20 protein-coding genes are annotated in these 22,211 nt (G+C 62.1%); all 20 read left to right on the top strand.

Annotation, left to right across the window (positions count from 1 at the left end):
- Positions 1-21 precede the first annotated feature (21 nt).
- The 20 genes from JYK05_RS13165 (at position 22) to JYK05_RS13070 (ending at position 21,804) form a co-directional block, all read left to right on the top strand.
- Complete coding sequence (locus tag JYK05_RS13165; RefSeq protein WP_206467261.1) at positions 22-1,188, top strand: ABC transporter substrate-binding protein; 1,167 nt, start codon at positions 22-24, stop codon at positions 1,186-1,188.
- A 241-nt stretch (positions 1,189-1,429) separates the two neighbouring features.
- Positions 1,430-2,602 carry an ABC transporter substrate-binding protein gene (locus tag JYK05_RS13160; protein ID WP_206467260.1) on the top strand — a complete coding sequence of 391 codons (1,173 nt, stop codon included), beginning with the start codon at positions 1,430-1,432 and terminating at the stop codon, positions 2,600-2,602.
- Between the two features lie 113 nt (positions 2,603-2,715).
- Positions 2,716-3,771, top strand: coding sequence for a branched-chain amino acid ABC transporter permease (locus tag JYK05_RS13155; RefSeq protein ID WP_206467259.1), 1,056 nt, complete (start codon positions 2,716-2,718; stop codon positions 3,769-3,771).
- A gap of 3 nt (positions 3,772-3,774) precedes the next feature.
- Complete coding sequence (locus JYK05_RS13150; RefSeq protein WP_206467258.1) at positions 3,775-5,559, top strand: ATP-binding cassette domain-containing protein; 1,785 nt, start codon at positions 3,775-3,777, stop codon at positions 5,557-5,559.
- The gene (locus JYK05_RS13145; RefSeq protein ID WP_206467257.1) at positions 5,559-6,305 is read left to right on the top strand and encodes an ABC transporter ATP-binding protein; all 747 of its coding nucleotides are present in this window, start codon (positions 5,559-5,561) and stop codon (positions 6,303-6,305) included. Before JYK05_RS13150 ends, JYK05_RS13145 begins: the two co-directional genes overlap by 1 nt.
- A gap of 155 nt (positions 6,306-6,460) precedes the next feature.
- A complete protein-coding gene (gene mnmG / locus JYK05_RS13140) occupies positions 6,461-8,422 on the top strand; it encodes a tRNA uridine-5-carboxymethylaminomethyl(34) synthesis enzyme MnmG (RefSeq protein ID WP_206468293.1) in 1,962 nt (653 codons plus the stop codon).
- Positions 8,419-9,069, top strand: coding sequence for a 16S rRNA (guanine(527)-N(7))-methyltransferase RsmG (gene rsmG, locus JYK05_RS13135; RefSeq protein WP_206467256.1), 651 nt, complete (start codon positions 8,419-8,421; stop codon positions 9,067-9,069). The genes mnmG and rsmG overlap by 4 nt, the downstream gene beginning before the upstream one ends.
- A 60-nt stretch (positions 9,070-9,129) precedes the next feature.
- Positions 9,130-9,945: a ParA family protein gene (locus tag JYK05_RS13130; RefSeq protein WP_206467255.1), complete on the top strand. Its 816-nt coding sequence runs from the start codon at positions 9,130-9,132 to the stop codon at positions 9,943-9,945.
- Entirely contained in the window at positions 9,942-10,841 is a 900-nt protein-coding gene (locus tag JYK05_RS13125) for a ParB/RepB/Spo0J family partition protein (protein ID WP_206467254.1), read from the top strand. The genes JYK05_RS13130 and JYK05_RS13125 overlap by 4 nt, the downstream gene beginning before the upstream one ends.
- 15 nt (positions 10,842-10,856) lie before the next feature.
- Positions 10,857-11,993, top strand: a complete 1,137-nt coding sequence (locus JYK05_RS13120) for an SLC13 family permease (RefSeq protein ID WP_371826386.1) — start codon at positions 10,857-10,859, stop codon at positions 11,991-11,993.
- Positions 11,994-12,268: 275 nt separating this feature from the next.
- Positions 12,269-12,793 carry an ATP synthase subunit I gene (locus tag JYK05_RS13115; RefSeq protein ID WP_206467253.1) on the top strand — a complete coding sequence of 175 codons (525 nt, stop codon included), beginning with the start codon at positions 12,269-12,271 and terminating at the stop codon, positions 12,791-12,793.
- A 184-nt stretch (positions 12,794-12,977) separates the two neighbouring features.
- Positions 12,978-13,829: a F0F1 ATP synthase subunit A gene (gene atpB / locus JYK05_RS13110; protein WP_175938667.1), complete on the top strand. Its 852-nt coding sequence runs from the start codon at positions 12,978-12,980 to the stop codon at positions 13,827-13,829.
- A gap of 90 nt (positions 13,830-13,919) precedes the next feature.
- On the top strand, positions 13,920-14,189 hold the full coding sequence (atpE, locus tag JYK05_RS13105; RefSeq protein ID WP_175938665.1) for a F0F1 ATP synthase subunit C: 270 nt from the start codon (positions 13,920-13,922) through the stop codon (positions 14,187-14,189).
- A gap of 135 nt (positions 14,190-14,324) precedes the next feature.
- Positions 14,325-14,795, top strand: a complete 471-nt coding sequence (locus JYK05_RS13100) for a F0F1 ATP synthase subunit B (RefSeq protein ID WP_175938663.1) — start codon at positions 14,325-14,327, stop codon at positions 14,793-14,795.
- A gap of 2 nt (positions 14,796-14,797) precedes the next feature.
- Positions 14,798-15,340, top strand: coding sequence for a F0F1 ATP synthase subunit delta (locus JYK05_RS13095; RefSeq protein ID WP_175938660.1), 543 nt, complete (start codon positions 14,798-14,800; stop codon positions 15,338-15,340).
- A 57-nt stretch (positions 15,341-15,397) separates the two neighbouring features.
- Entirely contained in the window at positions 15,398-16,939 is a 1,542-nt protein-coding gene (atpA, locus tag JYK05_RS13090; RefSeq protein WP_175938658.1) for a F0F1 ATP synthase subunit alpha, read from the top strand.
- Between the two features lie 70 nt (positions 16,940-17,009).
- Positions 17,010-17,894 carry a F0F1 ATP synthase subunit gamma gene (gene atpG / locus JYK05_RS13085; RefSeq protein ID WP_206467252.1) on the top strand — a complete coding sequence of 295 codons (885 nt, stop codon included), beginning with the start codon at positions 17,010-17,012 and terminating at the stop codon, positions 17,892-17,894.
- 44 nt (positions 17,895-17,938) lie between these two features.
- Positions 17,939-19,333, top strand: a complete 1,395-nt coding sequence (atpD, locus tag JYK05_RS13080) for a F0F1 ATP synthase subunit beta (protein WP_175938653.1) — start codon at positions 17,939-17,941, stop codon at positions 19,331-19,333.
- Between the two features lie 75 nt (positions 19,334-19,408).
- On the top strand, positions 19,409-19,834 hold the full coding sequence (locus tag JYK05_RS13075) for a F0F1 ATP synthase subunit epsilon (RefSeq protein WP_175938650.1): 426 nt from the start codon (positions 19,409-19,411) through the stop codon (positions 19,832-19,834).
- Between the two features lie 239 nt (positions 19,835-20,073).
- The gene (locus JYK05_RS13070) at positions 20,074-21,804 is read left to right on the top strand and encodes an AMP-binding protein (RefSeq protein ID WP_206467251.1); all 1,731 of its coding nucleotides are present in this window, start codon (positions 20,074-20,076) and stop codon (positions 21,802-21,804) included.
- The last annotated feature ends 407 nt before the right edge of the window (positions 21,805-22,211 follow it).

The following is a 22,211-nucleotide window of genomic DNA, read 5'->3' as shown; positions in this document are numbered from 1 at the left end:
CGATCGACGGGGTGGAAATCAATGAAGTGGGCATCACGCGGTAAGGCGGTCGCAATGGCCGTCGCGGGATTATCGGCGGTATTCAGCACTCAGGTTTTTGCAGACGTGAAAATAGGCGTGACGGTATCGGCCACGGGGCCGGCCGCATCGCTCGGCATTCCCGAAAAGAACACCATCGCGCTATTGCCGAAGGAAGTCGCGGGGCAGAAAGTGCAGTACATCGTTCTGGATGACGCCACCGATTCCACGCAAGCCGTCAAGAACGCGCGCAAGCTCACGAGCGAAGATCACGTCGATGCGCTGATCGGTTCCACGGTCGTTCCGAACTCGCTCGCGATGATCGACATCGCCGCCGACACCACCACGCCGATGATCTCGATGGCCGCGGCCGCGAGCATCGTCGAACCGATGGACAGCAAGCGCGCGTGGGTCTTCAAGACGCCGCAGAACGACTTTCTCATGGCAACCGCCATCGCGCAGCACATGTCGAATCACGGCGTGAAGACGGTAGCGTTCATCGGCTTTTCGGACGCGTACGGCGAGAGCTGGTTCAAGGAGTTCTCGAAGGCGGCGGACCTCGCCAAGATCCGCGTCGTCGCCAGTGAACGCTTTGCGCGCAACGACGCGTCGGTCACCGGCCAGGTGCTCAAGATGATGTCGCAGAACGCGGACGCGGTGGTGATCGCGGGCGCGGGCACGCCGGCCGCGCTGCCGCAGAAGACGCTCAAGGAGCGCGGCTACAAGGGCAAGATGTATCAGACGCACGGTGTCGCGAACAACGACTTCCTGCGCGTATGCGGCAAGGATTGCGAAGGAACGTTCCTGCCCGCCGGGCCGCTGCTCGTCGCCGAACAACTGCCGGACAGCAATCCCGTGAAGCAGGCCGCGCTAACCTACAAGAAGGCGTACGAAGGCGCATATGGCGCGGGATCGGTGTCTACGTTCGGCGGCCACGCCTGGGACGCGGGCTTGATCCTCCAACACGCGATTCCTGTCGCGCTGAAGAAGGGACAGCCGGGCACACCCGCGTTTCGCGAGGCATTGCGCGCGGCGATCGAAGACACGAAGAATCTCGCGGCATCGCACGGCATTTTCAACATGAGCGCGAACGACCACTCCGGCCTCGATCAGCGGGCGCGGGTGATGGTCGAGATCGTCGGCGGCAAGTGGAAGCTCTCGGGCAACTGACCGTCGATATGTAAGTCGATTCCAACCAAGGCGCGTTTCCACCAACGCGCCTTTTTTTCGTTCGAAAGAAGAGGGCGCACAGCCGCGCACGACAGCCTCATTGGTCAGGGAAAACGAGCCTAGGCATGCGCCGGGGTGGTCCATAGATTGGGGCGGCTGAATCGGCAGGGTTATCGATAACAACTCGCAGCAGCGCACCGCGGGGGTGCGCCACAAGCAAGATCGCGTTTGGAGACGAGCAATGAAAACGAAGAAAGCATGGGTCAAAAGCGGCATTGCGCTGGCAGTCGCCGGCAGCGCGATGCTCGGCGCGGGCGCAGTGTTCGCGCAGGTGAAGATCGGCGTGACGCTGTCGGCGACGGGGCCGGCCGCATCGCTCGGGATTCCCGAGAAAAACACCGTCGCGTTGTTGCCGAAGGAAATCGGCGGCAAGTCGGTCGAATACATCGTGCTCGACGACGGCACCGACACGAGCCGCGCCGTGCAGAACACGCGCAAGCTGATCGACGAAGATCACGTCGATGCGATCATCGGCTCGACGGTCACGCCGAATTCGCTCGCGATGATCGATCCGGCGTCGAGCGCCAAGACGCCGATGATCTCGATGGCCGCGTCCGCGTCGATCATCGCGCCGATGGACGCCAAGAAAGCGTGGGTCTTCAAGACGCCGCAAAACGACGCGCTGATGGCCGACGCGATCGCGAGTCACATGGAAAAGCACGGCGTGAAAACGGTGGGCTTCATCGGCTTCGCGGACGCGTACGGCGACGGCTGGTACTCGGTGTTCAACGCGGCGGCGACTGCGCACAAGCTGAAGATCGTCACGAACGAGCGGTATAACCGCCCCGATACATCGGTGACGGGTCAGGTGCTGAAGACGATGGGCGCGAATCCCGATGCCGTGCTGATCGCGGGCGCGGGCACGCCGGCCGCGCTGCCGGCCAAGACGCTGAAGGAGCGCGGCTATAAGGGCAAGGTGTATCAGACGCACGGCGTCGCCAATAACGACTTCTTGCGCGTATGCGGCAAGGACTGCGAAGGCGAGATTCTGCCGGCCGGTCCGGTGCTCGTGACCGAGCAATTGCCGGACAGCAATCCGGTGAAGAAGTCGTCGGCTGCGTACAAGAACGCGTATGAGAAGGCGTACGGCGCGGGCTCGCTCTCGACCTTCGGCGGCCACGCGTGGGACGCCGGACAGATGCTCGCCCGCGCTATTCCCGAGGCGCTCAAGAAGGGTCAGCCGGGCACGCCCGAGTTCCGCGAGGCATTGCGCGCGGCGCTCGAGAATCTGAAGGACCTGCCGGTTTCCCACGGCATCATGAACACGACGCCGAACGACCACAACGGCTTCGACGATCGCGCGCGCGTGATGGTCCAGATCGTCGACGGCAAGTGGAAGCTGCTGAACGATTGACCGCGCAGGGCAATTTCAAGACAGAAGAGCGGCGCGCCGGTGGTGCGCCGCTTTTCCCATGTTCATCGGCCGATCACGGCCCTCACGTTTCGAAGAAGCTCTGAAGAGGAAGTATGGACTTATCGATTGCGGCGATTCTCGCGCAAGACGGCATCACGACGGGCGCCATCTACGCGTTGCTTGCGCTCGCGCTGGTGCTGGTGTTTTCCGTGACTCGCGTCATCTTCATTCCGCAGGGCGAGTTCGTCGCCTATGGCGCGCTCACGCTGGCGGCGCTGCAGACGCAGAAGCTGCCCGCGACCTGCTTTCTGCTCATCGCGATGGGCGTGGGCTGCTTTATCGCCGAAGTCGTGGGTATGGTGCGGCATCCGGGGCGGCATCATCGGATAGGACGGCTCCTGGCCGTGCTCGCGGGCAAGTATCTGCTGTTCCCGGTCGCGGTGTGGGCGCTGACGCAGGCGGTCTTCGCACAGACGCTGCCGATGCTCGCCCAGATCGCGCTGACGCTTTTGATCGTCGTGCCGATGGGACCCTTCGTGTACCGGCTGGCGTATGAGCCGATCGCGGAGGCGAGCACGCTGCTGCTGTTGATCGTCGCGGTGGCCGTGCACTTCGCGATGGTCGGGCTCGGGCTCGTCATGTTCGGCGCGGAAGGCTCGCGCACCACCGCGTTTTCCGACGCCAGCTTCAACGTCGGCAGCGTGTCGATATCGGGGCAGAGCTTGTGGGTCGTCGGCACGGCGCTCGTGCTGATCGTCGCGTTGTACTTCTACTTCGACCGCTCGATTTCCGGCAAGGCGTTGCGCGCGACGTCGGTGAACCGGCTGGGTGCGCGACTCGTCGGCATCGGCACGGCGCAGGCCGGGCGTCTCGCTTTCACGCTCGCGGCGGGTCTCGGCGCGCTGTGCGGCGTGCTGGTCGCGCCGATCACGACCATCTACTACGACTCGGGCTTTCTGATCGGCCTGAAGGGCTTCGTTGGCGCGATCGTCGGCGGTCTCGTCAGCTATCCGCTGGCCGCAGCCGGCTCGTTGCTCGTCGGGCTGCTGGAGTCGTATTCGTCGTTCTGGGCGAGCGCGTACAAGGAGGTCATCGTCTTCACGCTCATCATTCCGGTGCTGCTATGGCGAAGCCTGGCCAGCCCGCATTCCGACGAAGACGAGGAGTAAGCCATGACCTTTCTCCATCGATATCGCTTCTTCTGGCTGTTCCTGCTCGTCGTCTTCGCGCTGCCGGTGCTGCCGGGTCCGGTCGCCGTGCCGGAATACTGGATCACGCTTCTGAACTACATCGGCCTGTATTCGATTGTCGCGATCGGGCTGGTGCTTCTGACCGGCATCGGCGGCATGACGAGCTTCGGACAGGCGGCGTTCGTGGGTGTCGGCGCCTACGCGACCGCGTTTCTGACGACGCGCTATGGCGTCTCGCCGTGGCTCGCGCTGATCGCAGGCGTCGTGCTGACAGCGTTTATCGCGCTGCTGCTCGGCCTCATTACGATGCGGCTGTCCGGGCACTTTCTGCCGCTGGGCACAATCGCGTGGGGGCTCTCGCTGTTCTATCTCTTCGGAAATATGGAACTGCTGGGCAAGTACGACGGCATCAACGGGATTCCGGTGCTGAACCTGTTCGGCTGGCAGCTCGAATCGGGGCGCAGCATTTACTACCTGATCTGGGTCGTGGTGCTGCTCGCGGTCGTGTCTGTTCAGAATCTGCTTAATAGTCGCCCCGGCCGCGCGATTCGGGCGCTGCGCGGCGGCGGCATCATGGCCGAAGCGATGGGCGTCAACACGGCCTGGATGCGTGTCGTCATCTTTATCTACGCGGCGGTGCTCGCGGCTATCTCGGGCTTTCTCTACGCGCATTTGCAGCGCGCCGTGAATCCAACGCCGTTCGGCCTCAACCACGGCATCGAATTCCTGTTCATGGCGGTCGTCGGCGGGGTGTCGCATGTGTGGGGTGCAATTTTGGGGGCGACGATCCTCACCGTGCTGCAGGACTATCTCCAGACGCTGCTGCCGAAGCTTATCGGCGCGAACGGCAACTTCGAGATCATCGTTTTCGGAGTCGTGATGGTCCTGCTATTGCAATACGCGCGGCAGGGCGTATGGCCATTCGTAGCACGTGTGTTTCCGCGAGGGCCGCGCGCGCACGCGCCGGACCACGGCGAGTCTTTGCCGCAGCGCAGCAAACCGGCGGCGGGCGAGCCGCTGCTGATCGTCAATACGGCGCGCAAGCAGTTCGGCGGCCTCGTTGCCGTGAACGACGTCAGTTTCGATGTGAAAGCCGGCGAGATCGTCGGCTTGATCGGGCCGAACGGGGCCGGCAAGTCGACCACGTTCAATCTCGTCACGGGCGTACTGCAGGCGACGAGCGGGGCGATCACGTTCCACGGCGAGCGCATCGACAAGCTGACGTCTCGGGAGATTGTGAAGCGGGGCATCGGACGAACGTTTCAGCACGTCAAGATGCTGCCTGGCATGACCGTGCTGGAGAACGTGGCGATCGGCGCGCATCTGCGCGGCAACACTGGCGTCTGGCGCAGCGTTGTCCGACTCAACGCGGCGGAGGAAGCGCGACTGATGTCCGAAGCGGCGAAGCAGATCGCTCGCGTCGGGCTGGAGAAGCATCTCTACGCCGAGGCGGGCAGTCTCGCGCTCGGTCAACAACGGATTCTCGAAATCGCGCGGGCGCTGTGCTGTGACCCGACTTTGCTGTTGCTCGACGAGCCGGCGGCAGGGCTTCGTTATCAGGAGAAGCAGCAACTGGCCGACTTGCTCCGGAAACTGCGGTCGGAAGGCATGAGCATCTTGCTGGTGGAACACGACATGGATTTTGTGATGAATCTGACCGACCGGCTCGTCGTCATGGAGTTCGGTACCAAAATCGCCGAGGGACTGCCGAAGGACGTACAGGAGAACCCGGCCGTGCTCGAAGCTTATCTGGGCGGGGTGGAGTAATGGCTGAAACCATACTTGAAGTCAGCGACTTGTCCGTACGCTACGGCAAGGTCGAAGCGTTGCACAACGGGAACCTGCAAGTAGCCGCCGGGCAGATCGTATCGGTCATCGGGCCGAACGGCGCCGGGAAGTCGACGCTGCTCAACGCCATCATGGGCGCGTTGCCGCAGAGCGGCCATGCGAAGGGCGTGATCCGCTACATGGGCGATGACGTGTCGACGCTGGCGATCGAGAGGCGCGTTTCGCGTGGAATGTGCCTCGTGCCGGAAAAACGCGAGCTCTTTTCGACGATGACGGTCGAGGACAATCTCGTGCTTGGCGCATACCGCCGTAAGCGGGCGGGCGAGCGCGATTATCTGGATCAGTTGAGCCACGTTTTCGAATTGTTTCCCCGGCTCAAGGAGCGACGCAAACAGGCAGCGGGGACGCTCTCCGGCGGTGAGCGGCAGATGCTCGCTGTGGGCCGGGCTTTGATGGGGAAGCCGCGGCTTCTGATGCTGGACGAGCCGAGCCTCGGACTCGCGCCGTTGATCGTCAAGGAAATCTTCCTTATCGTCAGCGCGCTGAAGCAGACCGGAGTCGCCACGCTTCTGATCGAGCAGAACGCTCGCGCCGCGTTGCAGATATCTGACTATGGATATGTGCTCGAGACCGGCGAGTTCGCCTTGGAAGGGGAGGCGGAAAGTCTGCGGCACAATCCGCGGGTGATCGAGACGTACTTGGGACTGGCGAAAAAGGCGGCGTAACGTTTCAGTCGGGGCAACTTCTGATGGCGTGTTTCACGTGAAACACGCCATTTTTTTCGGCTGTACGTACGGGCGTCGAAAACGACGGCGCGCGATGCCTATATAATCTTGCGATATTCCTTCTTCGGTTCGTGTCGTCCGCACACGAAATCTCCATGCTTTATCCCACAGAATTTGACGTGATCGTCGTTGGCGGCGGTCATGCAGGCACTGAGGCCGCACTGGCTTCGGCGAGAATGGGCTGCAAAACGCTGCTTTTGACCCATAACATCGAAACGCTCGGGCAAATGAGTTGCAATCCGTCGATTGGCGGAATCGGCAAGGGCCACCTCGTGAAGGAGGTCGACGCCCTCGGCGGTGCGATGGCAGCGGCGACCGACGAGTCCGGCATTCAGTTTCGCATCCTCAATTCGTCGAAGGGCCCGGCCGTGCGTGCCACGCGTGCGCAGGCGGATCGGGTGCTCTATAAGCAGGCTATCCGGCATCGGCTCGAAAACCAGCCGAACCTTTGGCTGTTCCAGCAGGCGGTCGATGACTTGATGGTCGAAGGCGACCGCGTGGTCGGCGCTGTGACGCAAGTAGGACTGCAGTTTCGCGCGCGGGCAGTCGTGCTCACCGCCGGGACGTTCCTCGATGGGAAGATTCACGTCGGTCTGAATAACTACGTCGGGGGGCGGGCCGGCGATCCGGCCGCAGTCTCGCTATCGGCGCGCCTGAAGGAGTTGAAGCTGCCGCAAGGGCGGTTGAAAACAGGAACGCCGCCGCGTATCGACGGGCGGACGATCGACTTCTCCGTGCTGGAGGAACAGCCCGGCGACCTCGATCCGATCCCGGTGTTTTCCTTCCTGGGACGCGTCGAGCAGCATCCGCGGCAGATGCCGTGCTGGGTGACGCACACAAATTCGCGCACGCACGACATCATTCGCTCGGGACTCGACCGCTCGCCGATGTACACGGGCGTTATCGAAGGCGTCGGGCCGCGTTACTGTCCGTCCATCGAGGACAAGATTCACCGGTTTGCCTCCAAGGACGCGCATCAAATCTTCCTCGAGCCCGAAGGGCTGACGACCAACGAGTTTTACCCGAACGGAATCTCCACCAGCCTGCCGTTCGACGTACAACTCGAACTCGTCCGGTCGATGCGAGGCTTGGAACACGCGCATATCCTGCGTCCGGGCTACGCGATCGAGTACGACTACTTCGATCCGCGCGCTCTGAAGGCGTCGCTAGAGACAAAAGCGATCAACGGGCTATTTTTCGCCGGGCAGATCAATGGCACGACGGGCTACGAAGAGGCTGCGGCACAGGGGCTGTTGGCCGGCATCAATGCGGGATTGCAGGTTCAAGGGCAGGACGCGTGGTGTCCACGGCGGGATCAAGCCTACCTCGGCGTGTTGGTCGATGACCTTGTGACGCGCGGGGTGTCGGAGCCGTATCGCATGTTCACGAGCCGCGCCGAGTATCGGCTGTCGCTCCGCGAAGACAACGCAGACATGCGATTGACTGAAATCGGCCGCGAAATCGGCGTCATTGACGACGGGCGCTGGGACGCGTTCAGCCGAAAGCGCGACGCTGTTTCACGTGAAACAGAGCGGCTGCGTTCGACATGGGTCAACCCGAAGACGTTGCCGGCGGAAGAAGCGACCGCGTTGCTTGGCAAGCCGATTGACCACGAGTACAGCTTGGCAGACTTGCTGCGTCGCCCCGGCGTGTCGTACGACGGCGTTTGCGCGCTGCGCGGCGGCACGTCCGGTCCCGACGCTCCGCTTGCAGACGATCCAGTCCTTCTCGAGCAGATCAAGGAACAGATCGAGATCGGCGTCAAATATCAGGGCTACATCGAGCGGCAAGCCGACGAAATTGTACGCAACGGCGCGCAGGAGAACACGCGTTTGCCCGAAGGCATCGACTATAACGACGTCCGAGGCCTGTCGTTCGAGGCGCGGCAGAAGCTGATGCAACATCGACCGGAGACGATTGGTCAGGCGTCGCGGATCTCGGGCATCACGCCCGCTGCTATCTCGCTGCTCATGGTCCATCTGAAACGCGGGCTCGGCCGCCGGGGCAAGGGGAGCAGTGGCGAGGAGCAGACGCCTACGACGTCGGCGGTGCAATGACGGATCTCGCTGCGCTGTTGAATGAGGGCGCCGGCGAGCTAAGCGTCGCGCTCTCCGACGAACAGAAACAGAAGCTGCTCGACTACGTCGCACTGTTGAGCAAATGGAACGCGGTCTACAACCTGACTGCGATCCGCGATCCACGGCAGATGCTCATCCAGCACATCCTGGATTCGCTCGCGATCGTGCCCGCAGTCTCGAGCCGAAACGCATCGACGTTGCTCGACGTGGGTTCGGGCGGAGGTCTGCCGGGCATCGTGCTGGCCATCGCATTGCCGGACTTGCACGTAACGCTGAACGACATCGTTCATAAGAAAACGGCATTCCAGTCGCAAGCGAAAGCCCAGTTGGGGCTGACGAATTTGTCTGTTGTGACGGGCCGCGTCGAAGCGCTGAAGCCGGGAATCGACGTCCCCGAAAAATTCGATGTGATCGTGTCGCGCGCGTTCGCAGAGCTCACGGATTTCGCTACACTTGCCCGACATCTGGTTGCGGACCACGGTTGCATCCTTGCGATGAAAGGCGTGAAGCCCGACGCCGAAATCGCGCGCCTATCGCAGGGCGCGGCCGTCAGAAGTATCGAGCGCCTGGCGGTGCCGTTCCTCGACGCCGAGCGACATCTCGTCGAGATTCGATTCGATGCGTGAGGCCTGCCGCACTCTAGCCATGCTGATCTTCTGACAGCGAAGAAACGAGGACATTAAACGATGGCAAAAATCTTCTGCGTCGCAAATCAGAAGGGCGGCGTTGGAAAGACGACGACAGCAGTGAACTTGGCAGCCAGTCTCGCGGGTCTCGGCCAACGCGTGCTGTTGATCGACCTCGATCCGCAGGGGAACGCGACGATGGGCAGCGGCGTGGACAAAGCCGCCTGCGAGAACACGGTGTACGAGGTGCTGGTAGATGGCGTCACGTTGCGCGAAGCACGCGTGAGTCCGGAATCCGTGGGCTACGATGTGCTGCCGGCAAATCGCGAACTGGCGGGCGCGGAAGTGGAGTTGGTCGGCATGGAAAACCGCGAGCGCATTCTACGCGCCGCGATTGCCGACATAGCGCCGGACTATGATTTCGTGCTGATCGATTGTCCGCCCGCATTGTCGCTGCTTACGCTGAACGCGCTGTGCGCGGCGCACGGCGTCATCATCCCGATGCAGTGCGAATACTTCGCGCTCGAAGGTCTCTCGGACCTCGTCAACACCATCAAGCAGATTCACGCCAATCTCAACCGCGACCTCAAGGTGATCGGACTGTTGCGCGTGATGTTCGATCCGCGGATCACGCTGCAGCAGCAGGTATCGGATCAACTGAAGGCGCACTTCGGCGACAAGGTGTTCGATGTCGTCATCCCGCGCAACGTGCGTCTCGCCGAGGCGCCCAGCTACGGCTTGCCAGGCGTCGTGTTCGACAAGGCGTCGCGCGGCGCGCAGGCGTACGTCCAGTTCGGCGCGGAAATGATCGAGCGCTTGCGCGCGCTGCAACCCCAATCGATGCGGCAGGAAACGCCGACGGAGGAACCGAAATGAACGCTGTGATGAAGAAAAAGGGTTTGGGCCGCGGTCTCGACGCATTGCTCGGCGGCAGCGTCGACATCACGGAAGCCGTGCGCGGCGAGGGCACGCCGACGGTGCTGGCGCTCGACAAGCTGCAAGCAGGCAAGTACCAGCCGCGCACGCGCATGGACGAAGGCGCGTTGCAGGAGCTCGCCTCGAGCATTCGTGCGCAGGGCTTGATGCAGCCGATTCTCGTGCGCTCCGTCGGCAACGATCATTACGAGATCATCGCGGGCGAACGGCGTTTCCGCGCGGCGCGTCTTGCCGGTCTCGACGAAGTGCCGGTGCTCGTGAAGAACGTCCCCGATCAGGCGGCCGCGGCGATGGCGCTGATCGAGAACATCCAGCGCGAGGACCTGAACCCGCTGGAAGAAGCGCAGGGCATCCAGCGCCTGCTCGACGAATTCAGCTTCACGCACGAACAAGCCGCCGAAGCAGTCGGGCGTTCGCGGAGCGCGGTGTCGAACCTGCTGCGTCTGTTGAATCTAGCGTCGCCTGTTCAGACGATGCTCCTCGCCGGCGACCTCGACATGGGGCACGCGCGCGCGCTCTTGTCCGTCGACGCCGCCACGCAGATTCAGTTGGCCAACCATGTAGTGAACCGCCGCTTGTCGGTGCGGGAAACCGAGCGCCTCGTCGCCGCGACGCTGAAGCAGACGCCCGCGAAGGCGCGCCCGCCAAGCGACGGCGGACGCGACACGCGTCGTCTGGAGGAGGAGTTGTCGGATCTGCTCGCGGCCAGCGTGAAGATCAAGGTCGGCGGCCGGGGGCGCGGTAAGGTCACGATCGACTTCGGCAATCTGGACGCGCTCGAAGGCATTCTGACGAAGCTGCGCGGCAGCATCGAAACGCCGACGCCCGCAGCGTAAAGGCAAGGGTCGATCTTGTCCGAGCTCGATGCCAAGGGCGTGCGCCCCGACTTGCCGGCACGCATCTGGAAGACGATCACGAAGGAACCGGTGCTCGCGATACTCGTGCTCGCGCTGGTTCTCATCGAGATCGTCCGTCCGCAACCGTTGACGGCGCTGCCGGGTCTGGTCGACTGGCAGACGGTGCTCACGCTCGCCGGTCTGCTGATCCTGACCAAAGCTATAGAATTGTCAGGATTCCTAATGTGGGCGGCGCATCGGCTGGTGCATCACATACATGGCGAGCGCGGGCTGGCGCTGCTACTTGTCGCGCTGGCGGCCGGCCTGTCCACGCTGCTGACGAACGATGTCGCGCTGTTCGCCGTCGTCCCGCTCGCGCTGTCGCTCAACAAGCTGGCGCCGCTGCCGATCAAGAAGCTCGTGATCGTGATCGCGCTGGCAGTCAATGCCGGCTCGATTTTGACTCCGCTCGGCAATCCTCAGAACCTGTTTCTCTGGCAGACGAGCGGCGTTCCCTTCGGCGTCTTCGTGTGGAACCTGCTGCCGTTGTGCGCGGCGCTGATGGCACTGTTGTTCGCGCTGACTTTCGCGATGTTTCGCGCGACGCCGCTCGACCTCTCGGGCGATGCGGAGGCGCATCGGGTCGACCGGAGACTATGCGGCATCAGCATCGTCGCGTTCGGCGTTTTCGTCGCGCTGGCGGACGCGCATCACGCGGGTCCCGCGCTGGCAGCGCTGGCCGTCGGCTTCCTCCTCTGGCGACGCGAGGTCGTGCTGAAGATCGACTACCTCCTGCTGCTCATCTTCGTGCTGATGTTCATCGTGCTTCGCAGTGCTGCCGCGTTGCCGACCATCCACGATGCCATTGCGCGCATCGGCATCCACTCGCCGGTGCGCGCATTCGCCGCCGGCGCGGTGCTCTCGCAGGGCATCAGTAACGTGCCGGCGGCCATCGTGCTCGCGGAGTTCTCGAAGGACTGGCGCGCGCTCGCGTTCGGCGTGAGCGTCGGCGGGTTCGGCGTGGCGATCGGCTCGCTCGCGAATCTCATCGCTGTGCGTCTGTCGGGCGAGAAGGGCATGTGGACGCCGTTCCACGTCGTGTCGATACCCTTCTGGATCGCGGCCATGGTGATCGGCTGGGCGCTCGTTTGAAGCGTCCGACGCAATCGGTTTCAATCTGAAAATCTGCTTGCAATCGCAAGAAAAATCTCGGTTTTGAGACCGTTTTTTAAGGTTCGTCCGCTTGGCTTTTGACGCACCTAAACTATTGAATCCGTGACAACAATCGCTTACAATCCCCCGGATTTATCAGCTAGGCCACCTCGAAAGCGCCGCGAAAGCGCAAGGTGATTCTCCGGACACTGGGTTGAAGGCCCGAAGCCAAGCGCGAGTACTTCGCGCGAGGACCTCGGGCAAATGCGACGCACATGCGCAAACGAAACATGCAAGTCAGTGCTCGCTCGACCGGCGATAACCACGCCACCGGAAATCAGCCGCGCAATTCGACTGACGACTCGTGGGACGCCGAAGCGCAAGATAACAATATCGTTCCGCTCACACGGGATCAGGCAGAAAAGCTGTTCGGCCCGCAAGTGAGTCGTCCATCGCGTGTCACGCCGTATCGCGTCGTGGCGGCGCAAATGGTTTTGTCCCTGGGTGCGACGCTGCTTTGGTGGCTGTTTTACAAGCCGCCGGGCGATGCTGCGCTGTCCGCCTTTCTGGGAGGAGCGATCGCCTGGGTGCCTGCGGCTCTGTTCGCCGCGCGCCTGAAGGCGAGAAGCGGCGCGGAGACGATCATGAGCTGGATGATCGGCGAAGGCGTCAAGATGGGAGCGACGATTGCTATGTTCGTCGCCGTCGCGCTCTGGTATAAGAGCGCGCTGTGGCTGCCGTTGCTCGTCACGTACATCGTCGCGCTGAAAGCGTACTGGGTGGCCATGGCGCTGCGATGACCTTGCGCCGCGGGTCTTCATGACCTCCCGGGTAGGTGCGGCGCAGCGTGGCCGTAGGTAGGATGAACATGAGTGCGGAACGCGTTCCGCACACGGGCCTCTCGCCCCGGAGCCGCGACGCGAAGCGGCGGCTCGGAAGCGAAGGCGGCGAAAGATTTTTGACAATTTGGGTGGCTTTAACGATATGGCAGCTAGCGAAGGAACGCACGCTCTGGATCCGTCCGAGTACATTGCGCACCACTTGCAGAATCTTTCCACGCATCCGCAGACGTCGATCTTCGACATCCACGTCTGGAATCTGGACACGCTGTTCTGGTCCATCGTATGCGGCCTTTTGACCATCATCATTCTGGGCCTCGCGGCTCGTCGGGCGACGTCCGGCGTGCCCGGCCGTTTCCAGTGCGCAATCGAAATGCTCGTGGAAATGGTCGAGGACCAGTCGAAGTCGATGATTCACGGCAGCCGCCGTTTCATCGCGCCGCTCGCGCTGACCGTGTTCGTCTGGGTCGCGCTGATGAACTCGCTCGACTTCATCCCCGTTGACTTGCCTGGCCGCGTGATCGGCTGGCTCGGGCTCGAGCACGCGCTTCCGCATCATCGCATCGTGCCGACGGCCGACTTGAACGGCACCATCGGCATCGCGCTGGGCGTCTTGCTGCTGATGCTCTACTACAACATCAAGATCAAGGGCGCCGGCGGTTTCGTGCACGAACTGCTGTCCGCTCCGTTCGGCTCGCATCCGGTTCTGTGGATTCCGAACCTCGCGCTGAACATCATCGAGTTCGCCGCCAAAACGGTTTCCCTCGGCATGCGACTTTTCGGCAACATGTACGCCGGCGAGCTGCTGTTCCTGCTGATCGCGCTTCTCGGCAGCATGTGGACCTTCGGTGCGAACCTGTCCGTGCTCGGCTTCATTGGCCATGTGATCGCGGGCACGGTGTGGGCAGTGTTCCACATCCTGATCGTGTTCCTGCAGGCCTTCATTTTCATGATGCTGACGCTGGTGTATCTCGGCCAGGCGCATGACACGCACTAACGTGAGCGTGCCGGGGTCCGGAATCGTCAAAGAATCACAGTTTTAATTTTTATAAATCCAGTTCCAAAGTCTTTAATCAAAGGAGTGATCATGCAAGCTTTCATCGCCAACATCCAGGGTCTGACCGCCGTCGGTATCGGCATCATCATCGGCCTGGGTGCAATCGGCGCCTGTATCGGTATCGGTCTGATGGGCGGCAAGTACATTGAAGCATGCGCCCGCCAGCCGGAACTGATGAACCCGCTGCAGACCAAGATGTTCCTGCTGGCTGGTCTGATCGACGCGGCGTTCCTGATCGGCGTTGGTGTGGCAATGCTGTTTGCGTTCGCGAACCCGCTGCTCGCGCGTCTCGCAGGCTGAGGTTTCTCGGAAGTGCGCGTCCGAATTTTTGACAGGACGCAGAACGGAACGGGTGAGGCGCTGATCGAGCACAACAGCCGGTTAGCGCCTTTTAACCGTTTCACTCTCCGATCAAGCAACGTTTAAGGAAACACCGTGAATCTCAACGCAACCCTGTTTGCGCAAATGGTCGTGTTTCTGATCCTCGCGTGGTTCACGATGAAGTTCGTGTGGCCGCCGTTGATCAACGCCCTCGACGAGCGCTCGAAGAAGATTGCCGACGGCCTCGCCGCCGCCGACAAGGGCAAGGCGGAACTGGAAGCCGCGCACAAGCGCGTCGACCAGGAACTCGCGCAGGCTCGCAACGACGGCCAGCAGCGCATTGCTGACGCCGAGAAGCGCGCCGCAGCCGTCGCCGAAGAAATCAAGGCCAACGCGCAAGCCGAAGCCGCGCGCATCATCGCGCAGGCCAAGGCGGACGCCGACCAGCAAATCGTCAAGGCGCGTGAAGCCCTGCGTGCCGAAGTCGCGGCGCTGGCCGTGAAGGGCGCAGAGCAAATTCTGAGGCGCGAAGTCGATCAGAAGGCTCACGCCGATCTGCTGAATCAACTCAAAACCGAGCTCTGATCATGGCCGAATTTGCAACCATCGCTCGTCCTTACGCAGAAGCGCTGTTCCGCGTGGCCGAAACCGGCGATCTCGCGGGCTGGTCCACCTTCGTCGAGGAGCTGGCACAGGTTGCGCGTCTGCCCGAAGTGGAATCAGTCGCCTCGAGCCCGAAAGTGAGCCGCGAGCAGATCACGGACTTGCTGCTCGCCGCGGTGAAGTCGCCGCTCGCTCAGGGCAACGCTCAGGCAAAGAACTTCGTGCGCATGCTGGTGGACAACCATCGTCTGCCGCTGCTGCCGGAAATCGCCGTCCAGTTCGACGAGCTGAAGAACGCCCGTGAAGGTGCGGCCGACGCGCATATCGTCAGCGCGTTCCCCCTCGAAGGCGCACAGTTGAACGACCTGGTCGCAAGCCTCGAACGCAAGTTCGAGCGCAAGCTGAAACCGATCGTCGAAATCGATCAGTCGCTGATCGGCGGCGTTCGCGTGACGGTCGGCGACGAAGTGCTCGATACCTCGGTCCGCGCGCGCCTAGCCAGCATGCAGACGGCGCTCACCGCCTGACGCTTCTTGGAAGCGCCTTAGCTGGCACGCAACAGAATTGACTATCAGGAGCGAATAATGCAACTCAATCCCTCTGAGATCAGCGAGCTGATCAAGAGCCGGATCCAGGGCCTTGAAGCGAGCGCGGACGTTCGCAACCAGGGCACCGTGATCTCCGTGACCGACGGTATCGTGCGTATCCACGGCCTGTCGGACGTGATGCAGGGCGAAATGCTCGAGTTTCCGGGCAACACCATCGGTCTTGCACTGAACCTCGAGCGTGACTCCGTCGGCGCCGTTATTCTCGGTGAGTACGAGCACATCACCGAAGGCGACATCGTCAAGACGACGGGCCGCATTCTCGAAGTGCCGGTCGGCCCGGAATTGATCGGCCGCGTGGTCGATGCGCTCGGCAACCCGATCGACGGCAAGGGCCCGATCAACGCCAAGATGACCGACGCTATCGAAAAGATCGCGCCGGGCGTGATCTGGCGTAAGTCGGTGTCGCAGCCGGTGCAGACGGGTCTGAAGTCGATCGACGCGATGGTGCCGATCGGCCGCGGTCAGCGCGAGCTGATCATCGGCGACCGTCAGTGCGGCAAGAGCGCCGTGGCTGTCGACGCGATCATCAACCAGAAGGGCAAGAACCTCATCTGTATCTACGTCGCGATCGGCCAGAAGGCTTCGTCGATCATGAACGTGGTGCGCAAGCTCGAAGAAACGGGCGCGATGGCTTACACCATTGTCGTCGCGGCTTCGGCTTCGGAATCGGCAGCGATGCAATACCTCGCGCCGTACGCCGGCTGCACGATGGGCGAATACTTCCGCGATCGCGGCGAAGACGCGCTGATCGTCTATGACGACTTGACCAAGCAAGCATGGGCGTATCGCCAGATCTCGCTGCTCCTGCGTCGTCCGCCGGGCCGTGAAGCGTATCCGGGTGACGTGTTCTATCTGCACTCGCGTCTGCTCGAGCGCGCGGCTCGCGTCTCGGAAGAGTACGTCGAGAAGTTCACGAACGGCGAAGTGAAGGGCAAGAGCGGTTCGCTGACGGCGCTGCCGGTCATCGAAACGCAAGCCGGCGACGTGACCGCGTTCGTTCCGACGAACGTGATCTCGATTACCGACGGCCAGATCTTCCTGGAAACCGACCTGTTCAACGCCGGTATCCGTCCTGCGATCAACGCGGGCGTGTCGGTGTCGCGCGTCGGTGGCGCGGCTCAGACCAAGGTCGTGAAGAAGCTGTCGGGCGGTATTCGTACCGACCTCGCGCAGTATCGTGAACTGGCGGCGTTCGCGCAGTTCGCGTCCGACCTCGACGAAGCCACCCGCAAGCAGTTGGAGCGCGGCCGCCGCGTGACGGAACTGCTGAAGCAGCCGCAGTATCAGCCGCTGCAGGTGTGGGAGCTGTCGGTGTCGCTGTTCGCGGCCAACAACGGCTATCTCGACGATCTGGAAGTTGCGCAAGTGCTGCCGTTCGAAAAGGGCCTGCGCGAATACCTGAAGACGAGCCATGCCGATCTGATTAAGCGCATCGAAGACAACAAAGACTTGTCGAAGGACGACGAAGGCGCGCTGCATGCCGCGCTGAAGGACTTCAAGAAGTCGGGCGCTTATTGATCGGGACTGAGGAGCAACGCGCGGCGCGTCATCGGATGGACGCCGCGCGGCTTCGATCAAGGAGTAAGCAATGGCTGGAATGAAGGAAATTCGCGGCAAGATCAAGAGCGTGCAGAACACGCGCAAGATCACGAAAGCGATGGAAATGGTCGCCGCATCCAAGATGCGCCGCGCCCAGGAGCGCATGCGTTCCGCCCGTCCGTACGCTGACCGAGTCCGCGCAATCGCAGCGCACATGAGCGCCGCGAATCCCGAGTATCGTCACCCGTTCATGGTGAAGAACGACGGCGCGAAAGCGGCTGGCCTGATCCTCGTCACGACCGACAAGGGTCTGTGCGGCGGCATGAACACGAACATCCTGCGTGCGTCGCTGAACCGCATCAAGGAACTGGATCAGAGCGGCGTGTCCATCGAGGCGTCGGCAATCGGCGGCAAGGGGCTCGGCTTTCTGAACCGGCTGCGCGCCCGTATCGTGTCGCAAGTCACGCAATTGGGCGACACGCCGCATCTGGAAAAGCTGATCGGCGCGATCAAGGTGCAGCTCGACTTGTATTCGGAAGGCAAGGTCAACGCGGTGTACCTGGCGTACACGCGCTTCGTCAACACGATGAAGCAGGAGCCGGTGATCGAACAACTTCTGCCGCTGTCGATCGACGATCTCCATAAGCAGGAGAGCGAAGCCGAAACGCCGAAGACGTCGTGGGATTACATCTACGAGCCGGACGCGCAAACCGTGGTGGACGACCTGCTCGTGCGCTACGTCGAGGCGCTCGTCTATCAGGCGGTCGCGGAAAACATGGCGTCTGAGCAATCGGCGCGCATGGTCGCGATGAAGGCGGCGTCGGACAACGCGAAACAAGTGATCAACGAACTGCAGCTCGTCTACAACAAGAGCCGTCAGGCTGCGATTACGAAAGAATTGTCGGAAATCGTCGGCGGCGCCGCGGCGGTCTGATTTTGCTGACCGCGTGAAAGAACACAGTATCTAAAGGAAATGCGATGAGTACTACTGCTTTGGTAGAAGGCAAGATCGTACAGTGCATCGGCGCCGTTATCGACGTGGAGTTTCCGCGTGCGGAAATGCCGAAGATTTACGACGCGCTCATTCTGGAAGGCACGGAACTGACGCTCGAAGTCCAGCAGCAGCTGGGCGACGGCGTGGTCCGCACCATCTGTCTGGGTGCATCCGACGGCCTGCGCCGCGGCACGATGGTCAAGAACACCGGCAAGCCGATCAGCGTGCCGGTCGGCAAGCCGACGCTCGGCCGCATCATGGACGTGCTCGGCCGTCCGATCGACGAAGCGGGCCCGATCGAATCGACGAACCTGCGTTCGATTCACCAGCAAGCGCCTTCGTTCGACGAGCTGTCGCCGTCGACGGAACTGCTCGAAACCGGCATCAAGGTTATCGACTTGATCTGCCCGTTCGCGAAGGGCGGTAAGGTCGGTCTGTTCGGTGGCGCCGGCGTGGGCAAGACCGTGAACATGATGGAACTCATCAACAACATCGCGAAGGAACACGGCGGTTACTCCGTGTTCGCGGGCGTTGGTGAGCGTACCCGTGAAGGGAACGACTTCTATCACGAAATGAAGGACTCGAACGTTCTGGACAAGGTCGCGCTGGTGTACGGCCAGATGAACGAGCCGCCGGGCAACCGTCTGCGCGTCGCGCTGACCGGCCTGACGATGGCCGAGCACTTCCGTGACGAAGGTCTCGACGTGCTGTTCTTCGTGGACAACATCTACCGTTTCACGCTGGCAGGCACGGAAGTGTCGGCACTGCTCGGCCGTATGCCGTCGGCAGTGGGCTATCAGCCGACGCTGGCTGAAGAAATGGGCAAGCTGCAAGAGCGCATCACGTCGACCAAGACCGGCTCGATCACGTCGGTTCAGGCCGTGTACGTCCCTGCGGACGACTTGACCGACCCGTCGCCGGCTACGACCTTCGGCCACCTGGACGCAACCGTCGTGTTGTCGCGTGACATCGCTTCGCTGGGTATCTATCCGGCCGTGGACCCGCTCGATTCGACCTCGCGTCAGATCGACCCGAACGTGATCGGCGAAGAGCATTATTCGATCACGCGCGGCGTGCAGCAAACGCTGCAGCGCTACAAGGAACTGCGCGACATCATCGCGATTCTGGGTATGGACGAACTGTCGCCGGAAGACAAGCTGTCGGTCGCGCGCGCTCGCAAGATCCAGCGTTTCCTGTCGCAGCCGTTCCACGTCGCTGAAGTGTTCACGGGTTCGCCGGGCAAGTACGTGCCGCTGAAGGAAACCATTCGCGGCTTCAAGATGATCGTGGAAGGCGAATGCGATCACCTGCCGGAACAGGCGTTCTACATGGTTGGCACGATCGACGAAGCCTTCGAAAAGGCCAAGAAGATCCAGTAAAGGTCGGGTGTAACGAAGCGGACGCCGGCTCACGCCGGCGTCCTCGAACTACGCTCAACCCAGGAGTTGGACAACATGGCAACCATCAAAGTAGACGTCGTCAGCGCGGAAGAGCAGATCTTCTCGGGCCAGGCGAAGTTCGTCGCGCTGCCGGGCGAGTCCGGTGAGCTCGGCATTCTGCCGGGTCACACGCCGCTCATCACGCGCATTCGTCCGGGCGCGGTGCGCATCGAGGCGGAAGACGGCTCGGAAGAGTTCGTGTTCGTCGCGGGCGGCATTCTGGAGATTCAGCCGGGCATCGTGACCGTGCTGGCCGACACCGCCATTCGCGGCGCCGATCTGGACGAAGCCAAGGCCGAGCAAGCGAAGAAGCGCGCCGAGGAAGCGATGCAGAACAACGCATCCGAACTCGAGTACGCTACGGCGCAAGCCGAGCTGGCGTATGCCGCAGCGCAGCTCGCAGCGATTCAGCGTTTGCGCAAGGCGCACGCGAAGCACTGAGCGAGACGCACATTCGCGAGTCAAGAAAGCAGCCTCCGGGCTGCTTTTTTTATGCGGGCATGCCTCGGCAAATGTGCATATCGGATGCGCGACGTTTCCGCTATGCGCCTAACGCATTGATTCGACGAAGCCTCGACCGATCCGACCGACAAGCATTGCGGGTAACACTGAATGCCCGCTCGCGGCGTCGCCATGCACAATGGCCTTCCAATTAGCCTTCATCCGGGCGGAGTCCATCGATGGCACACGAACCGACGCACGCCGGCGCGCAGATCGAACCGCGCGACGGCCTCTCTTATGTCCGCGGCGCGACCCATATCCCGCTCAGCGATGCCACCGTCTCGCGCTTTCTGCTGGAAACGGTCGCGCGCTTTCCAGACCGACCGGCCGTCGTGTTCCGCGAACAAAGCATCCGCTGGACGTGGCGTGAGTTCGCCAACGAGGTCGACGCGCTCGCGACCGCGCTGCTGCAACTCGGCCTCAAAGCGGGCGATCGCGTCGGCATCTGGTCGCCGAATCGCGCTGAATGGCTGCTGACGCAGTTTGCTACCGCGCGCATCGGCGCCGTGCTGGTGAACATCAACCCGGCGTATCGGCTGGCCGAACTGGAATACGCGCTGCAGAAGGTCGGTTGCACGGCCATCATCGCGGCCGAGCGCTTCAAGACGTCGAAATATCTCGACATGCTTCAGGCACTCGCGCCCGAGTTGTCCGACGCCGAGCTCAACGACCTGCACGCGGCCAAGCTGCCTGCGCTGCGCACAGTGATTCGCATGGGCGACGGCACCACGCCAGGCATGCTGAATTTCGACGACGTGATGCGCCGGGGCCGCGCCGCGGTCGACACCGCGCGGCTCGACTCGCTCGAAGCCAAACTCGACGCCCACGACGCGATCAACATCCAGTTCACGAGCGGCACGACCGGCAACCCGAAGGGCGCGACGCTGACGCATCGGAACATCGTGAACAACGCGCGCTTCATCGCGATGGCCATGCGCCTGACCGAGGCCGATTCGCTCTGCATTCCCGTGCCGCTGTATCACTGCTTCGGCATGGTGCTGGCAGTGCTCGCGTGCGTGTCGACGGGCGCGGCGATGGTCTTTCCCGGCGAAGCGTTCGATCCCGCTGCGACGCTCGCCGCCGTTCACGAAGAGGGCTGCACCGCGCTGCACGGCGTGCCGACGATGTTCATCGCGGAACTGGATCACCCCGATTTCGCGAAGTACGACCTGAGCCGCCTGCGCACCGGCATCATGGCGGGCTCGCCGTGCCCGATCGAAACAATGAAGCGCGTGGTGTCGAAGATGCACCTGAGCGAGATCACCATCGCCTATGGCATGACGGAGACGAGCCCCGTATCGTTCCAAAGCTCGACGACCGACCCGCTCGACAAGCGCACGGCCACCGTCGGCCGCATTCAGCCGCATCTCGAGGTGAAGATCGTCGATGCGCTCGGGCAAATCGTGCCGGTCGGCGAAACGGGCGAACTTTGCACGCGCGGTTATTCGGTGATGAAAGGCTACTGGGGCGACGAAGCCAAGACGCGCGAGGCGATCGTCGATGGCTGGATGCACACTGGCGATCTCGCGACGCTCGACGCCGAGGGTTACTGCAATATCGTCGGGCGATTAAAGGACATGCTGATACGCGGCGGCGAGAACATTTATCCGCGCGAAATCGAAGAATTTTTGTTCCGCCATCCCAAGATCCAGTCGGTTCAGGTTTTCGGCGTGCCCGACGCGAAATACGGCGAGGAAGTCTGCGCATGGATCGTGGTGCGTCCGGGTGAGCAGGCGACGGAGCAGGAAATCCGCGCTTTTTGCGAAGGGCAGATCGCGCACTACAAGATTCCGCGATATATCCGTTTCGTCGACGAGTTGCCGATGACGGTCACCGGCAAGGTGCAGAAGTTCGTGATGCGCGCGCAGATGATCGACGAACTGAAGCTGACCGAAGCGAAGACCGCCTGATCGAGATGTCTAAACGGCCGGCAAACGACAAAGGGAGCGCAGCGCGCTCCCTTCTGTCATGGGCAAACGATACGACAAACGCCCGAAGCGCAAGCGCGCAAACGTTTGTCGAGGCGAAAAAAAAGCGGGCCTGGAGCCCGCTAAAAACCACACGCTACGGGGTTAGCGCGAGGAGACCAACTGTGGGAGCTTCGGTCCTGCCTTCAAACCGAAGAACGATCCCAACACGGATGCCCCCTATTCGGAGCGCCAGGCCATGCCGGCTTGCGATTTGCGTTGCCGTTTCCGCAGCGCAATCGATACCACCCGTGTTGAAACCGTTTGAACAGATTGTGGGCGAATTGATTGACGACGGCCGTAACAAAGTGTTTCAGGTTGTAACCCAAGGTGCATAATCGTCGAGCTAA

Origin of the sequence: Caballeronia sp. M1242 (genome assembly GCF_017220215.1) — a bacterium.
GTDB lineage: Bacteria > Pseudomonadota > Gammaproteobacteria > Burkholderiales > Burkholderiaceae > Caballeronia.
The sequence above is the reverse complement of the archived record's forward strand: the minus strand, read 5'-3'. Positions and strand labels throughout refer to the sequence as shown.

Bases quoted from the DNA above. Each gene is read 5' to 3' on its own strand.
- JYK05_RS13095 (WP_175938660.1), top strand. From the start codon at position 14,798: ATGGCCGAATTTGCAACCATCGCTCGTCCTTACGCAGAAGCGCTGTTC.
- atpG (WP_206467252.1), top strand. From the start codon at position 17,010: ATGGCTGGAATGAAGGAAATTCGCGGCAAGATCAAGAGCGTGCAGAAC.
- atpA (WP_175938658.1), top strand. From the start codon at position 15,398: ATGCAACTCAATCCCTCTGAGATCAGCGAGCTGATCAAGAGCCGGATC.
- JYK05_RS13150 (WP_206467258.1), top strand. From the start codon at position 3,775: ATGACCTTTCTCCATCGATATCGCTTCTTCTGGCTGTTCCTGCTCGTC.
- atpD (WP_175938653.1), top strand. From the start codon at position 17,939: ATGAGTACTACTGCTTTGGTAGAAGGCAAGATCGTACAGTGCATCGGC.
- JYK05_RS13130 (WP_206467255.1), top strand. From the start codon at position 9,130: ATGGCAAAAATCTTCTGCGTCGCAAATCAGAAGGGCGGCGTTGGAAAG.
- JYK05_RS13160 (WP_206467260.1), top strand. From the start codon at position 1,430: ATGAAAACGAAGAAAGCATGGGTCAAAAGCGGCATTGCGCTGGCAGTC.
- atpB (WP_175938667.1), top strand. From the start codon at position 12,978: ATGGCAGCTAGCGAAGGAACGCACGCTCTGGATCCGTCCGAGTACATT.
- JYK05_RS13165 (WP_206467261.1), top strand. From the start codon at position 22: ATGAAGTGGGCATCACGCGGTAAGGCGGTCGCAATGGCCGTCGCGGGA.
- JYK05_RS13145 (WP_206467257.1), top strand. From the start codon at position 5,559: ATGGCTGAAACCATACTTGAAGTCAGCGACTTGTCCGTACGCTACGGC.
- atpE (WP_175938665.1), top strand. From the start codon at position 13,920: ATGCAAGCTTTCATCGCCAACATCCAGGGTCTGACCGCCGTCGGTATC.
- JYK05_RS13125 (WP_206467254.1), top strand. From the start codon at position 9,942: ATGAACGCTGTGATGAAGAAAAAGGGTTTGGGCCGCGGTCTCGACGCA.
- JYK05_RS13155 (WP_206467259.1), top strand. From the start codon at position 2,716: ATGGACTTATCGATTGCGGCGATTCTCGCGCAAGACGGCATCACGACG.
- JYK05_RS13075 (WP_175938650.1), top strand. From the start codon at position 19,409: ATGGCAACCATCAAAGTAGACGTCGTCAGCGCGGAAGAGCAGATCTTC.
- rsmG (WP_206467256.1), top strand. From the start codon at position 8,419: ATGACGGATCTCGCTGCGCTGTTGAATGAGGGCGCCGGCGAGCTAAGC.
- mnmG (WP_206468293.1), top strand. From the start codon at position 6,461: ATGCTTTATCCCACAGAATTTGACGTGATCGTCGTTGGCGGCGGTCAT.
- JYK05_RS13115 (WP_206467253.1), top strand. From the start codon at position 12,269: ATGCGCAAACGAAACATGCAAGTCAGTGCTCGCTCGACCGGCGATAAC.
- JYK05_RS13070 (WP_206467251.1), top strand. From the start codon at position 20,074: ATGGCACACGAACCGACGCACGCCGGCGCGCAGATCGAACCGCGCGAC.